The sequence below is a fragment of the Acidovorax sp. GW823-FHT05D11 genome, assembly GCF_058795695.1.
On the sequence record NZ_CM179502.1, the window covers coordinates 5,373,007 to 5,386,505 of the forward strand.

At 63.8% G+C, this 13,499-nt stretch carries 16 protein-coding genes; 10 read left to right on the forward strand and 6 right to left on the reverse strand.

The window, feature by feature from the left end:
• Positions 1 to 133: 133 nt before the first annotated feature.
• Positions 134 to 664, forward strand: coding sequence for a pilin (locus tag AC3RCE_RS24810; RefSeq protein ID WP_218297162.1), 531 nt, complete (start codon positions 134 to 136; stop codon positions 662 to 664).
• Positions 665 to 723: 59 nt separating this feature from the next.
• Entirely contained in the window at positions 724 to 1,491 is a 768-nt protein-coding gene (gene tfpZ / locus AC3RCE_RS24815; RefSeq protein ID WP_218297161.1) for a TfpX/TfpZ family type IV pilin accessory protein, read from the forward strand.
• On the opposite strand, the gene moaC is transcribed toward tfpZ, so the two are convergent.
• On the reverse strand, positions 1,444 to 2,022 hold the full coding sequence (moaC, locus tag AC3RCE_RS24820; RefSeq protein WP_218297160.1) for a cyclic pyranopterin monophosphate synthase MoaC: 579 nt from the start codon (positions 2,020 to 2,022) through the stop codon (positions 1,444 to 1,446). The two genes, tfpZ and moaC, sit on opposite strands and share 48 nt — an antisense overlap.
• A 130-nt stretch (positions 2,023 to 2,152) precedes the next feature.
• Between moaC and AC3RCE_RS24825 the strand changes: the two genes are divergently transcribed.
• The gene (locus AC3RCE_RS24825) at positions 2,153 to 3,676 is read left to right on the forward strand and encodes a M48 family metalloprotease (protein WP_492254190.1); all 1,524 of its coding nucleotides are present in this window, start codon (positions 2,153 to 2,155) and stop codon (positions 3,674 to 3,676) included.
• Here the strand turns inward: AC3RCE_RS24825 and AC3RCE_RS24830 are convergent.
• The 3 genes from AC3RCE_RS24830 to AC3RCE_RS24840 all read right to left on the reverse strand — a co-directional run bounded on the left by AC3RCE_RS24830 (position 3,644) and on the right by AC3RCE_RS24840 (position 5,381).
• Complete coding sequence (locus AC3RCE_RS24830; RefSeq protein WP_218297158.1) at positions 3,644 to 3,997, reverse strand: phage holin family protein; 354 nt, start codon at positions 3,995 to 3,997, stop codon at positions 3,644 to 3,646. The two genes, AC3RCE_RS24825 and AC3RCE_RS24830, sit on opposite strands and share 33 nt — an antisense overlap.
• A gap of 103 nt (positions 3,998 to 4,100) precedes the next feature.
• On the reverse strand, positions 4,101 to 4,559 hold the full coding sequence (locus AC3RCE_RS24835) for a hypothetical protein (protein WP_218339445.1): 459 nt from the start codon (positions 4,557 to 4,559) through the stop codon (positions 4,101 to 4,103).
• Between the two features lie 87 nt (positions 4,560 to 4,646).
• Positions 4,647 to 5,381 (reverse strand): TerC family protein, encoded by a 735-nt coding sequence (locus AC3RCE_RS24840; RefSeq protein ID WP_218297156.1) that lies wholly within the window; start codon positions 5,379 to 5,381, stop codon positions 4,647 to 4,649.
• A 472-nt stretch (positions 5,382 to 5,853) separates the two neighbouring features.
• On the opposite strand from AC3RCE_RS24840, the gene AC3RCE_RS24845 reads away from it, so the two are divergent.
• The gene (locus AC3RCE_RS24845) at positions 5,854 to 6,288 is read left to right on the forward strand and encodes a DUF3717 domain-containing protein (RefSeq protein WP_218297155.1); all 435 of its coding nucleotides are present in this window, start codon (positions 5,854 to 5,856) and stop codon (positions 6,286 to 6,288) included.
• 62 nt (positions 6,289 to 6,350) lie between these two features.
• Positions 6,351 to 6,656, forward strand: coding sequence for a putative signal transducing protein (locus AC3RCE_RS24850; RefSeq protein ID WP_010464546.1), 306 nt, complete (start codon positions 6,351 to 6,353; stop codon positions 6,654 to 6,656).
• Between the two features lie 75 nt (positions 6,657 to 6,731).
• Here AC3RCE_RS24850 and AC3RCE_RS24855 read toward each other — a convergent pair whose 3' ends face one another.
• Together AC3RCE_RS24855 and purB are read right to left on the reverse strand one after the other, a co-directional pair.
• A complete protein-coding gene (locus tag AC3RCE_RS24855; RefSeq protein ID WP_369643719.1) occupies positions 6,732 to 7,292 on the reverse strand; it encodes a YaeQ family protein in 561 nt (186 codons plus the stop codon).
• 79 nt (positions 7,293 to 7,371) lie between these two features.
• Positions 7,372 to 8,751 carry an adenylosuccinate lyase gene (gene purB, locus AC3RCE_RS24860; RefSeq protein WP_492254191.1) on the reverse strand — a complete coding sequence of 460 codons (1,380 nt, stop codon included), beginning with the start codon at positions 8,749 to 8,751 and terminating at the stop codon, positions 7,372 to 7,374.
• Positions 8,752 to 8,855: 104 nt separating this feature from the next.
• Here purB and AC3RCE_RS24865 point away from each other — a divergent pair, with 104 nt between their 5' ends.
• From AC3RCE_RS24865 to AC3RCE_RS24885, 5 genes are all read left to right on the forward strand, one after another.
• Complete coding sequence (locus AC3RCE_RS24865) at positions 8,856 to 9,470, forward strand: glutathione S-transferase N-terminal domain-containing protein (RefSeq protein ID WP_218339443.1); 615 nt, start codon at positions 8,856 to 8,858, stop codon at positions 9,468 to 9,470.
• Between the two features lie 96 nt (positions 9,471 to 9,566).
• Positions 9,567 to 10,283: a TetR/AcrR family transcriptional regulator gene (locus AC3RCE_RS24870; protein ID WP_218297152.1), complete on the forward strand. Its 717-nt coding sequence runs from the start codon at positions 9,567 to 9,569 to the stop codon at positions 10,281 to 10,283.
• A gap of 203 nt (positions 10,284 to 10,486) precedes the next feature.
• Positions 10,487 to 11,074: a TRAP transporter small permease gene (locus AC3RCE_RS24875; protein ID WP_218297151.1), complete on the forward strand. Its 588-nt coding sequence runs from the start codon at positions 10,487 to 10,489 to the stop codon at positions 11,072 to 11,074.
• 29 nt (positions 11,075 to 11,103) lie between these two features.
• A complete protein-coding gene (locus AC3RCE_RS24880; RefSeq protein WP_369643720.1) occupies positions 11,104 to 12,384 on the forward strand; it encodes a TRAP transporter large permease in 1,281 nt (426 codons plus the stop codon).
• 67 nt (positions 12,385 to 12,451) lie between these two features.
• Positions 12,452 to 13,456, forward strand: a complete 1,005-nt coding sequence (locus AC3RCE_RS24885) for a TRAP transporter substrate-binding protein (RefSeq protein WP_218297149.1) — start codon at positions 12,452 to 12,454, stop codon at positions 13,454 to 13,456.
• Positions 13,457 to 13,499 lie beyond the last annotated feature (43 nt).

Genomic DNA, 13,499 nt, shown 5'->3' on the forward strand with positions numbered 1-13,499 from the left:
TAAAGGCGATTGGAGAAAGGCCGCCTTGTGCGGCCTTTTTTTTGGTGAATCACATTTGAATGTTGCTGTGCTTTCATTCGTCACTCATTCAATTCAAGTGCCACTTCAGTTGTATGAAAGAGAGGAAGAAGGCATGAAACAGCACTTTCAATCGGGATTCACTTTGATCGAATTAATGATCGTAGTGGCCATCATCGGAATCTTGGCAGCGGTGGCACTGCCCATGTATCAAGATTACACCATCCGTGCCCGAGTTACAGAGGGCCTTAGCCTAGCTGGCACTGCCAAAACAGCGGTGGTGGATTCATTCTTTGCAACGCAAAGCGGCGGTATCTTGCCCTATGCTGGCACGGGTGCCCCGGTGGCGGGCAGCTATGGATATCAGTACGTCCCAGGAACGCATGTCACCTCGATTGCTATTGGCGCCATTGCAGACGTCTCTGCACCTGTATTGCCAGAAGGCCGCATCACGATCAACTACGGAGGTGGGGTAGGTTCTGTATTGGGGACTCCATTGGTTCTGACCCCCGGCAGCGGCATTGTGACCAACACCGCGGTCCCCGGGTCACCGCTCGCCGCCAGAGCTCCTGTAGTATGGGGCTGTGGAGTGGCCTTGATGACCGCCTTCCGCTATGTACCAGCCAATTGCCGCCATCCACTTTAAGGGGAAATCGTGGTTTATAGGAGTTGGTGTTTTTAACGTTTTTTGACTTACTTTGTCCCATGCGTATTCGCCACCGTGCCGCCCTAAAGGCCTCGACCACTCACTTGCTCGTGACCGTCATGATCGCCACGTTGGCCGCGATTCTGGTTTTTTATGTTTGGTATCCCTGGCCGTTCTATGAACTCGTTTCTGGCCGTGAATTGTTTTGGTTGGTAATTGGGGTTGATGTGGTATGCGGGCCGCTGCTGACCTTGGTGTTGTGGAATCCCGCTAAGTCTGCAAGAGAACTAACCCTCGACATGTCGCTCGTCGGTTTAATCCAAGCTGCAGCGCTGGCCTACGGAATGAGCACCGTGACAGATACTCGTCCTGTACGCTTGGTATTTGAGGTGGACCGTATTCGTCTGGTTTCGGCGGCAGAAGTCAACTCCGCCCATTTAGCGCATGCGGTAAAGGGACTTCAACAGCTCCCATGGATGGGGCCAGTGCTCGTTGGCATCCGGCAACCCAAAGATAATCAAGAAATGCTGGAAAGCATCGACATGTCACTGGAAGGGCTGGAGCCGTCACTGCGGCCGGACTGGTGGCAAACATATGATCTGTCGATTCCTCAGGTGTTGAAGGCGGGGCGGTCAATAGCCGTCTTGAGAGCTAATCGCCCAGCGGATGCAGAACGAATAAACACTGCGGTACGAGCTGCAAAAACTCCTGAATCCGATCTAATCTGGCTACCACTGACAGCTGGACGTAGATTTGATTGGGTAGTTTTTCTTCACAAATCAACTGCCTTGCCTGTGTCTTACGCCCGTATTGATGGTTTTTTCTGACAGCCTAGTCTCACCTCCCAGCTCGGCGAGCCTCTCGGTCACAAAACTCCCTGACTTGCCCCCATGCTTTTCCACTATGCACACATCGTGGATAGACATTCCCCTGTCAACGGCCTTGCACATGTCGTAAATAGTAAGTAGGGTTATCTGAACGGCGGTGAGTGCTTCCATTTCCACACCAGTAGGGCCAACCGTTTCCACTGTTGCAGAGCAAACTATGCCAATCGTTCCCGGCTGCCGCGCACCAGAATCTTCGAATTCAAGGGCAACGCGGGTGAGTGCCAGAGGATGACACAGAGGGATTAAGTCACTGGTTTTCTTCGCTGCCATGATGCCTGCGACACGCGCAATGCCAAGCACATCTCCCTTGTGGGTAGTACCGGATTGGATCAACGCCAGAGTGGCAGGCAGCATTTCAATCCGGCCCCTGGCCACTGCGATTCGGCGAGTAGCGGGTTTGGCACCAACGTCCACCATATGGGCTTTGCCTTGGGCGTCGAAGTGGGTGAGAGGCGAGGTGAAGATGGACATGCGAATGGAGCGAAACATTTAGAAGGCGAAGGCATCATACGGCGTTAGTACAGGGCAAGGCATGTGCATCGCCCTGCGGATGGGAAGGACCTTCGTGCGGAAATTTCAGCGAAAATGGCTTCGAGTGCCTATGCATAAAGCGGTAGCAGCTATATTTCTTGTAGCTCATGAGGCGTTGCATATGCCGTTGGCGGTGGCCCAGACCGATCTCCCCACCCTCGGCGACTCCAGCGACCTCACCACCAGCGCCGAGCGCCGCCTGGGTGACCGCATCATCCGCGAACTCTACCGGGATCCCGACTACATCGACGATCCTGTGATCGCGGACTATGTACAAGGCATATGGCGCCCGCTGATGGCTGCCGCCAAGGCACGCGGGGAACTCTCTTCCGAGCTGGATGAGCGCTTTGCCTGGGAAATCCTTCTGGGCCGGGACCGCACCGTCAATGCCTTCGCGCTGCCTGGGGGCTATCTGGGCCTGCACCTGGGGCTCGTCGGCGTCGTGACCAGCCGCGACGAACTGGCCTCTGTGCTGGCCCATGAACTCAGCCATGTCACCCAGCGCCATATCTCCCGCCTGGTCACCCAGCAAAGCAAACAGACGCCCCTGCTGCTGGGCACGATGATTCTGGGTGCCCTGGCGGCCAGCAAGAACCCGGGTGCCACACAGGCGCTGGTGGTGGGAGGCCAGGCGCTGGCGATGCAGAACCAGCTCAATTTCTCGCGCGACATGGAGCGGGAGGCAGACCGCATCGGCTACGGCCTGATGGCGCCCGCGGGGTTCGCGCCGCAAGGATTCGTGAGCATGTTCGACAAGCTCCAGCAGGCCAACCGTCTTAACGACAACGGCTCCTGGCCCTATCTGCGCAGCCACCCGCTGACCACCGAGCGCATGGCGGACATGCACTCGCGCATTCCCCCGGGTGCCACCACCACGGCGGCAGCGCCTTCCACGCTGGAACACGCGATGGTCGCGGCGCGTGCCAGGGTGCTGTCCAATCCGGGGGTCGACACCCTGCGCCAGTGGATCGCCGAGCCCCAGGGCACGGGGTTTACCTCCCAGCCCGCCACCCGGCGCGCCGCCGTGCTGTACGCGGCAGCCCTGGGCAGCAGCCAACTGCGGGATGCCACAGGCGCGCGCGCGACCGCAAAAAAACTGGAAGATCTGGTTCGCAGCGACGCCCCGGCCCACCGATTGGCAAGGCTGCTGGAGGCCGAAATTGAACTGGCGGCTGGCGAGGCAGGCGCCGCTGTGAACATGCTTTCCAGCGATGTGGGCGGCGGCGACAGCCATGGCGGCAACCGCCGCCCTGAACTGGTTCTGCGTTCACAGGCCCTCCTGCGTGCCGGGCGTGCGGCCGAGGGCGGCGGGCCACTGCAAAGCTGGGTTGCCACAAACCCCAGGGACGCCACGGCGTGGCAACTCCTGGCATCGACTTGGCAGGCCCAAGGCCAGCCGCTGCGGGCCGTGCGTGCGGAAGCGGAGGCGCACGCCGCGCGCTATGACTACGCGGCGGCGGTGGACCGTTTCAAGGCAGGCCAGGATCTCGCACGGCGTGGCGGACCGCAGGTGGACCACATCGAGGCATCCATCATCGACACGCGGCTGCGGGCCGTGGAGTCACTTCTTCGTGAACAGGCCGCCGAGCGCTGATTCGATCACCACGCCGAGCAGGGAGTAGATCAGCGATCCCAGCAACGCGGCGCCGAAGCCATTGACGTGAAAACCGTCCAGCACGCTGGCCGCCGCCCAGAACATCAGCGCATTGATGACGAAGAGAAAGAGGCCCACGGTGACGATCGTGACCGGCAGTGTCAGCACCACCAGCACCGGCCGCAACACCACGTTGAACAGGCCAATCACAAAGGCCGCGATCAACGCGGACGTGAAGCTTTGCACTTCCACGCCGCTGTAGACATAGGCCACGAACAGCAGCGACGCGGCGCTGAGCAGCCATTTCAGAAGGAGTTTCATGGCCGGAGAATAGCACCGGCCCGGCGCGAAAAGGAAATGCGCGAAGCAGGCCCCTCGCCCCCCGACGCCGGGAAGAAGGCGCCCATGCAGGCCCGCCGCCGGTCTACTCGAGTGCAAGCACCCACAACGCCCCGAAGCCCGTGAGCAGGCTGCCCAGCGTTCCGGGCAGCGGCGACCAGCGCTTGTTGTTGTCGGGACGGGCGGGCTCCTGGGGCATGTCGGTCTTCGGCCGGCGGGCATCCACCACCTGGGCGACAGACGCCCCCGCAGCCTGGAGCTGGTCCGTGAGTTCGGCCAGCGGCCCCTTGGCCAGCACCGTGGTCACCCTGCCCGCAGGCACCCGCAGCACGGGAAGAATCTGGGCGAACAGCTTGTCTGCCCACTTGAGCCGCCAGTTCTCCCGCGCGCTGTGGCTCACCCATTTGCTGATGCGGTGGGTCATTCGCGGCGCGCATGCCACCAGCACCCACTGCGTCTGGGCAGCCGCGTCACGGGCGAACAAGGGTGCCAGCACCTGCTGCGCATATGCCGCGTCGTCCACATACACGATGACTCTGTCCATACCGCCTCTCCTGTTGGTGCCAAGAACAAAGGGGGGCTGAACGCCCCCCTTTTTCTCCTGGCCGGTTCAGATTGTTGCCTCTATTCCTCAGCCCTGCTGCTCGGCAGGTGCCGCGGCCGCACGGCGTGCCAGGATGATCTTGCCCGCCAGCAAGACGAGCAGGGCACCGGCCACGCTGGCGCCGTACTTGATCACATCCGTCTGCGGCAGCTTCAGCATCCATTGCCATTTGTCGGGGTTGGAGAAGGCGGGGTCCGTCACCAGCATGCCGCCAGCGATCCAGCCCAGCAGCATGCCGCCGAGCGTGATGATCATGGGGAAGCGCTCCATGAGCTTGATGACCAGCTGGCTGCCCCAGACGATGATCGGGATGGAGATCAGCAGGCCCAGCACCACCAGCAGGAACGAGTGGTCGCCCGCATTCTGTGCCGCGCCCGCGATGGCGATCACGTTGTCCACGCTCATCACGAGGTCGGCGACGATGATGGTCTTGATGGCGGCCAGCAGCTTGTCGCTGCCCTGCACGTCGCCGTGGCCTTCTTCATCGGGGGCCAGCAGCTTGACGCCGATCCACACCAGCAGCAGCGCGCCCACGAACTTGAGGAACGGCAGCGCCAGCAAGGTCATCGCGAAGGCGATCAGGATCACGCGCAGCACGATGGCGCCGGCTGTGCCCCAGATGATGCCCTTGGTCCGCTGTGCGGGAGGCAGCTTGCGGCAGGCCAGCGCGATGACCACCGCGTTGTCGCCGCCCAGCAGGATGTCGATGATGATGATCTGGCCGAGTGCGAGCCAGAATTCGGGCGAAGCCAAAAAGTCCATAAAGTCCTCAGTATCAATGTGCGCGAAGGAGGGTCTCGCCGCCACTGTAGCGCCGAGTCCGCCCAAGGGATAGAGGGCCTGCGGCAGGAGGATCAGGACGGCCCCGGGGCTGGGGCGTGAATGCGAAGGGCGGCCTTGATCAGCCCTGGCGGGCCCATCAAAGGTCTTGCTCAGTCCGGCGCCCTGGTGGTGCGCTGAACCCGGACCGCCGGAAGCGATGTTTCGCTTCGTATTGACGACGGTTCCGATGCCTCGCTTCCCAATCGCCAGCGCCTGGCCGTGCCGGAATGCAAGTCGGGAGCTACTCCCCTTCGAAGCGTCGATTGGAACATCGCCAGCACGGACGCGCAAGTGCGGCGCGATTGTGGTTATTGCGTATGCGACGCGATGGCGGGGTGACCGGGGCATAACACCTTTGCCAGGATTGCCTTGCCCGCGCGGCTATGATCCAGCCCCCTTCGCGCAATCGCCCATGGCCGCCATTCACATCACCGACATCGAAGCCGCCATCAACCACTGGCGCGGCCGCGCGCCGTCGCCCGATGGAGTCACCCTGGCGCCGCAGATCCGCGCCCTGGGGGAGGTGTATGCGCTGATGGTGTACCGGCGCGAGGATGCCGTGGACGAGGACAGCTTCCCCCTCGACGCGCTGGCCGCCTGGCAGGCCTGGTATGACACGACCCCCGACACGCCCTGTATCGCCATCTGCTCCACCAGCCAGGGCGATGACCTGTGCAAGGGCTGCGGACGGACTTTTGACGAGGTGCAGTTCTGGCCGGCGATGACACCTGTCGAGAAACGCACGGTGTGGCGGCGCATCACGCTGGAGCATTCCGCGTGGCGGTTCAACCGCTATGCGGAGCGTGCCGCCGAAGGCGCATCCCGGACACCGGCCGAGGCACCTTAGCGGCTGGGGCCCGCGCCCCGCGGGGACTGTACGCCAGGCGTTCAAACCGCTATGGTGGTCCCATGCTGCGCCTCACCCAAGCCCCGAACATCGCCATCGCCACGCTGTGGGCGGACTTGTTGTGCGAGGCGGGCATGGCGGCGTCCGTGCAGCGCCAGTATCTGGGCGCTGCGGCGGGGCACCTGCCGCCCGACCAGTGCCTGCCCGAAATCTGGCTGGACTACGACGAACACGCCGCCCGCGCTCGTACTCTGCTGCAGGAACTGCAAGATTTGCCGCAGCGCCGCTGGGCATGCCAGTGTGGGGAGACGGTCGAAGGCGGGTTCGAGCAGTGCTGGCAATGTGGCACGCTCATGCCACGGGATTGATTCGAAAGCTACGAAATTGATAGCTACTGACGCCTATCTAGCAAGCGCCAGAGGTTATTCTGACTAGCGCTCCAGTCACTTCCAGCGCACGGGCTCCACATGCACGCTGCCCCGGGTGCTGCTCAGGGTGATCGCGCCCTCCTGCACCGTGGCCTGCAGCTGCATGCTGCGCTCGGCCAGCTGGGCGAGCGCCTGGGAGGCCTCGGTGGGAATGCGCCACACCTGCAGCTTTTCCAGCCGCGACAGCTTGGTCTCGATGCCCTTCCACCAGATTTCCGCGGCGTGGTTGAAGCAGTAGACGATCACGGAATCGGCCTTGCTGCAGGCCTTGGTGAGCGGCTTGTCTTCCGGCTGGCCCACCTCGATCCAGACGCGCTTGCGGCCCGTGAAGTCGGTCAGCGACGCATCCGGGTCATCGGGGTCCGACAGGCCCGCGCCAAACGCCAGCGTGGCGTCGCCATTGCACAGGTCGTTGAGCTGGTGCGCGGCAATGGCCAGGGCGGCCAAGCGGACCATCATGCGCTCGTCCGTCTCGCTGGGATGGCGGGCGAGCGTGAGCGCATGGTCGGCGTAGTAGCCGTGGTCGATGTCGGCGATCTGGAGATTCGCCTTGAAGATGGTGGATTTGATGGCCATGCAGCCTCACTACTAAATAGATAGCTGCCAGCGCTTGACAGGCAAGCGCCAGAGGCCAAAAAGGCTGAAAAACCTGAGGTCAGACCCGGCGAGCCAGCTCGGCCGCTTTGCCGACGTAGCTGCCCGGCGTCATCGCCAGCAGCCGGTCCTTTTCGGCCTGGGGGATTTCCAGCGAATGGATCAGCCCGTGCAGCGCCTCGGCCGTCACGGTCTTGCCGCGCGTCACTTCCTTGAGCTTTTCGTAAGCACCCTGCACACCAAAGCGGCGCATCACCGTCTGGATGGGCTCGGCCAGCACTTCCCACGAAGCGTCCAGGTCTTCGGCCAGCGCTTCTTCATTCAGCTCCAGCTTGTTCAGGCCGGTCAACAGCGAGGCATAGGCCAGCGCCGCGTACCCCAGCGCCACGCCCATGTTGCGCAGCACGGTGCTGTCGGTCAGGTCACGCTGCCAGCGGCTGATCGGCAGCTTTTCAGACAGGTGCTTGAGCAGCGCATTGGCCAGGCCCAGGTTGCCCTCGGCGTTTTCAAAGTCGATGGGGTTGACCTTGTGCGGCATGGTGCTGGAACCGATCTCGCCAGCCTTCAGGCGCTGCTTGAAGTAGCCCAGGCTCACATAGCCCCAGATGTCGCGCGACAGGTCGATGAGGATGGTGTTGGCGCGGGCCACCGCGTCGAACAGCTCGGCCATGTAGTCGTGCGGCTCGATCTGGATGCTGTAGGGCTGGAAGGTCAGGCCCAGGCCCAGCGGCTCGGGGGTTTCGATGACCTTCTTGCTGAAGGCTTCCCAGTCGAAATCGGGCCAGGCGGACAGGTGGGCGTTGTAGTTGCCCACGGCGCCGTTCATCTTGCCCATGATCTTGACGGCGGCCACGCGCTCGCACGCCGTCTGCAGGCGAATGACCACGTTGGCCATCTCCTTGCCCACGGTGGTCGGGCTGGCGGTCTGGCCGTGGGTGCGGCTGAGCATGGGCACGTCGGCGTAGGCGTGCGCCATTTCGCGCAGCTTGAGCACGATGCGGTCCAGGCCCGGCAGCACGACCTGGTCGCGGCCCGAGCGCAGTTGCAGCGCGTGGCTGGTGTTGTTGATGTCTTCGCTGGTGCAGGCAAAGTGGACGAACTCCGAGGCTTTTTCCAGCTCGGGGCGCGCTTCGAACTTGCTCTTGATCCAGTACTCCACGGCCTTCACGTCGTGGTTTGTTGTTTTTTCGATCTCCTTGATGGCCGCGGCGTCAGCCTCGGAGAAGTTCTTGATGAGGCCCAGCAGGTAGGCGCGGGCGCCGGTCGTGAGAGGCTTGAATTCGGCAAAACCAGCGTCCGAGAGGGCAATGAACCAGGCCACTTCCACCTGCACGCGGCGGTGCATGTAGCCATGTTCGCTCATGATCGGGCGCAGGGCGGCAAGTTTGCTGGCGTAACGGCCGTCAAGCGGCGACAGGGCGGTGATGGTGGACAGGCTCATGGCGCGCAATTGTAGGCGCCGCGCATCAGTCAGCCCCGCGCAGGCCGCTGCCGATAGAATCAAACTCGAATTGTTCTGCTTACCCGCGCACTGGAAGACAAACCATGAAATTGATCGGAGCCTCTGCCAGTCCCTACGTCCGCAAGGTGCGGATCGTGATGGCTGAAAAAAAGCTCGACTACCAGTTCGTACAGGAAAACGTCTGGGCGGACGACACCCATATCTCCACCTCCAACCCGCTGGGCAAGGTGCCCTGCCTGGTGATGGAGGGCGGCGAAGCCGTGTTTGATTCGCGCGTGATCGTGGAATACCTGGACACCCTGTCCCCGGTGGGCAAGCTCATCCCCACCCAGGGCCGCGAACGCGCCGAGGTCAAGACCTGGGAAGCCCTGGCCGATGGCGTGGTGGACGCCGCCATCCTCGCGCGGCTGGAAGCCACCTGGGCCCACCGCAAGGACAGCGAACGCAGCCAGGCCTGGATCGACCGCCAGCTGCGCAAGGTGCACGACAGCCTCAAGTCCATGAGCCAGGGCCTGGGCGACAAGCCGTTTTGCAGCGGCATCCACCTGAGCCTGTCCGACATCGCCGTGGGCTGTGCGCTGGGCTGGCTGGAATTCCGCTTTCCGGAGATCGCCTGGCGCAATGAATACCCCAACCTGGGCAAGCTGCTGGACAAGCTGATGCTGCGCCCGAGCTTCGCGGACACCAGGCCCAGCTGAGCCGCCCGCCAGCGGCGCGGGGCCGCACGGCCGGACGCCGCGCACGGGCTTGCGGCACGGCACGGCGTGGCGGGCATGCCGTATGCTACGCAGCTTATGAACGAAATGGTTCAAAACATCCCCAAGGCCCTTGGCGCGCGCGCCAGCCGGCAACGCGCGGCGCGCGACGCCGCCGCCACGCCGGGCGCGGACCGGGTGCGCGTCAACGACCCCGACCGCACCATGGCCAACATCCTGCAGGTGGCCACGGCGGAGTTTGCCGACAAGGGCCTGGCGGGGGCGCGCATCGATGAGATCGCGGCGCTGACCAGCACCAGCAAGCGCATGATCTACTACTACTTCGGTAGCAAGGAAGGCTTGTATGTCGCTGTGCTGGAGGATGCCTACCGGCGCATCCGCCGCATCGAATCGGAACTGCACCTGGAAGACCTGGCGCCCGAGCAGGCGCTGCGCACGCTGGTCGGGTTCACGGTGGACTACCAGCTCGCCAACCCCGATTTCATCCGCCTGGTGATGAATGAAAACATGCACCGGGGCGAGTTCATCAGCCGCTCCACGACCATCCAGGAACTCAACATTCCCGTCATCCACGCGGTGCACAACGTGTACCAGCGCGGCGTGGCTGCCGGCGTCTTCCGCCCCGACGTGGACCCGGTGGACCTGCACATGTCGATCTCGGCGCTGTGCTTCTTCAACGTGGCCAACCGCCATACGTTCGGCGCGATCTTCAAGCGCTCGCTCGACACCCCGGCCGCCACGGCGCAACGCCGGGAATCGATCATCGAGATGATCGTGCGCTTCCTGCGCCCCTGAACCACCGGCGCCGGCGCGCGCCACCACGCCCTCTCCCTCTGAACACGCCGCAGCGCGATGCAGCACCGCGCCGGGGAGCATTGCGTCCCCACGCGGCTGCGGCCGCTACGGCAAAACGGCGTTCAGGGTTTGCACCTAGATCAAATACTAACCAGTTCGTACAAAATTCTTCCAGCCTTTCAACCACAACGACTGGAGACACCATGTTCGCACTGGCCGACCGCGTGCTGCGGGGATACACCCGCGTGCTGGATGCATTGGCGGGCCTGTGCCTGGCCATCATGGTGGTGCTCGTTTTTGGCAATGTGGTGCTGCGCTACACCTTCAACTCCGGCATCACCATCTCCGAAGAGCTGTCGCGCTGGCTGTTCGTGTGGCTGACCTTCATGGGTGCCGTGGTGGCGCTGCGCGAACATGGCCACCTGGGCGTGGACGCCCTGGTCTCGCGCCTGCCCACGCTGGGCAAGAAGATCTGCCTCCTGGTGGCGCAGGTGGCCATGCTCTATGTGTCGTGGCTGCTGCTCACGGGCAGCTGGTCGCAGACGGTCATCAACTGGGAAACCGAAGCCCCCGTGACCGGCGCCTCCGTGGGCATCTTCTACGCCAGCGGCGTGCTCATGGGCGCCTCGGCCATCGCCATCCTGCTGCGCGACCTGCTGCGCACCCTGTTCGTCCCCCTGGCCGACCATGAGCTGATCATGGTGCAGGAGAGCGAGGAGGCCGCCGCGCTGGAGCAGATCCAGCGGGACGCGCAAGCGGCCGCCGACACCCCGGGCGCGAACAGGCCCTGACGACAGACAACCAGCCCGGAACACCTCCCATGACCGTCGCGATCTTCCTCGGCTCCCTGCTGCTGGCCATGGCCATCGGCATTCCCATCGCCTACGCGCTGCTGCTCAGCGGCGTGGCGCTGATGTGGCACCTCGATCTGTTCGACGCGCAGATCCTGGCGCAGAACGTCATCAACGGCGCGGACAGCTTTCCGCTGCTGGCCGTGCCCTTCTTCATGCTCGCGGGCGAGATCATGAACGTGGGCGGCCTGTCCAGGCGCATCGTCAAGCTGGCGCTGGCCCTGGTCGGCCACATCCCTGGCGGGCTGGGCTATGTGGTCATCATGGCGGCGGTGATCCTGTCGGCGGTGTCGGGTTCTGCGGTGGCGGACGCGGCCGCGCTGACCTCGCTGCTGCTGCCCATGATGGTGGTCGCGGGCCACAGCAAGGAGCGCTCGGCCGGGCTCATCGCCTCGGCGGGCGTCATTGGCCCCATCATTCCGCCGTCCATCGGCTTCGTGATCTTTGGCGTGGCGGCCAATGTGTCCATCAGCAAGCTGTTCCTCGCGGGCATCTTCCCCGGTCTGCTGCTGGCCGTCTCGCTGGCGGTCACGTGGTGGTGGCTCGGCCGCCGTGAAAACGTCATGCCTCCACCGCGCGCCACCCGCGCCGAACTGAAGGTGGCGCTGCGCGAGGCCGCGTGGGCGCTGGGCCTGCCCATCATCATCCTGGTGGGCCTGCGCATGGGTGTCTTCACGCCCACAGAGGCCGCCGTGGTGGCCGCGATGTATGCGCTCGTCGTCTCCATGGCGGTGTACCGCGAGCTCTCGTGGCGCCAGCTGGTCGACATCTTCCAGGCGGCCGCGCGAACCAGCGCCGTGATCATGTTCCTGGTGGCCGCCGCCATGGTGTCGGCCTGGCTGATCACCGTGGCCGACCTGCCGTCCAAGGTCATCAGCATGCTCGAGCCCTTCATGGGCAACCCCACCCTGCTGCTGGTGGCGATCATGGTGCTGGTCATGGTGGTCGGCACGGCCATGGACATGACGCCCACCATCCTCATCATGACGCCCGTGCTCATGCCGGTGGTCAAGGCCGCAGGCATCGACCCCGTCTACTTCGGCGTGTTGTTCATCATCAACAACTCCATCGGCCTCATCACGCCGCCCGTGGGCACCGTGCTCAACGTGGTGGCGGGCGTCGGGCGCATCTCCATGGGCCAGGTCACGCGCGGCGTGATGCCCTTCATGCTGACGCAGTTCGTGGTGATGTTCCTGCTGGTCGCGTTCCCCTCGCTCGTCACCGTGCCCCTGCGCTGGCTCGGCGGCTGATTCCCGTGCCCCTCCCGCCTTCCGTTCCTTCCTGTTTCTGCCCCGCCCAAAACCCAAGGAGACATCCATGAAACTCTTGAAGACCCTGCTCGCCACCGCCCTCGTCGCGGCTTCGCTGCTGCCCGGTGCGCATGCCCAGGAACGCACCATCAAGTTCGCGTTCCAGAACCAGAAGGAGCACCCGCAGGCCCAGGGCGCGCAGAAATTCGCCGACCTCGTCGCGGCCAAGACCAGCGGCCGCATCGCGGTCAAGCTTTTTCCCGGCGGCACGCTGGGCGGCGACCTGCAGACCGTCTCGGCGCTGCAAGGCGGCACCGTGGAGATGACGGTGCTCAACGCCGGCATCCTGTCCGCGCAGGCCAAGGAATTCGGCATCTACGACTTCCCGTTCCTGTTCGCCTCACCCCAGGAGGCCGATGCCGTGACCGACGGCCCCTTCGGCAAGAAGCTGCTCGACAAGCTCGCGGCCAAGAACCTGGTGGGCCTGGGCTACTGGGAACTGGGCTTTCGCAACCTGACCAACAGCAAGCGCCCCATCACCAAGGCCGAGGACATCGCGGGCCTCAAGATCCGCGTGATCCAGTCGCCCATCTACATCGACATGTTCAACGCGCTGGGCGCCAACGCCGTGCCCATGCCGTTCCCCGAGCTGTACACGGCCATGGAGCAAAAGGCCGTGGACGGCCAGGAGAACCCGTTCTCCACCATCCTGTCGTCCAAGTTCGCCGAGGTGCAAAAGCACCTGACCATCACGCGCCACATGTACAACCCGCAGGCGGTCATCGTGAGCAAGAAGTTCTGGGACAGCCTGAACCCCGCCGACCAGAAGGCCGTGACCGAAGCCATGGCCGAGGCCACCGCGTTCCAGCGCAGCGTCTCGCGCTCGCAGGCCGACGTGGCGCTCGAAGAGCTCAAGAAGGCCGGCATGCAGGTCACCGAGTTCTCGCCGGCGGAAGTCGACAAGCTGCGCGCCAAGGTCAAGCCCGTGGTGGAAAAGCACAGCGACAAGGTGGGCGCCGAGACCGTGCAAGAGGTCTATGCCACGCTGGCCAAGCTGCGCGGCGGCAAGTAGGCCATCGCAACGCAGCAGCCACCCCCGCGCTGCGGTGCGGGCA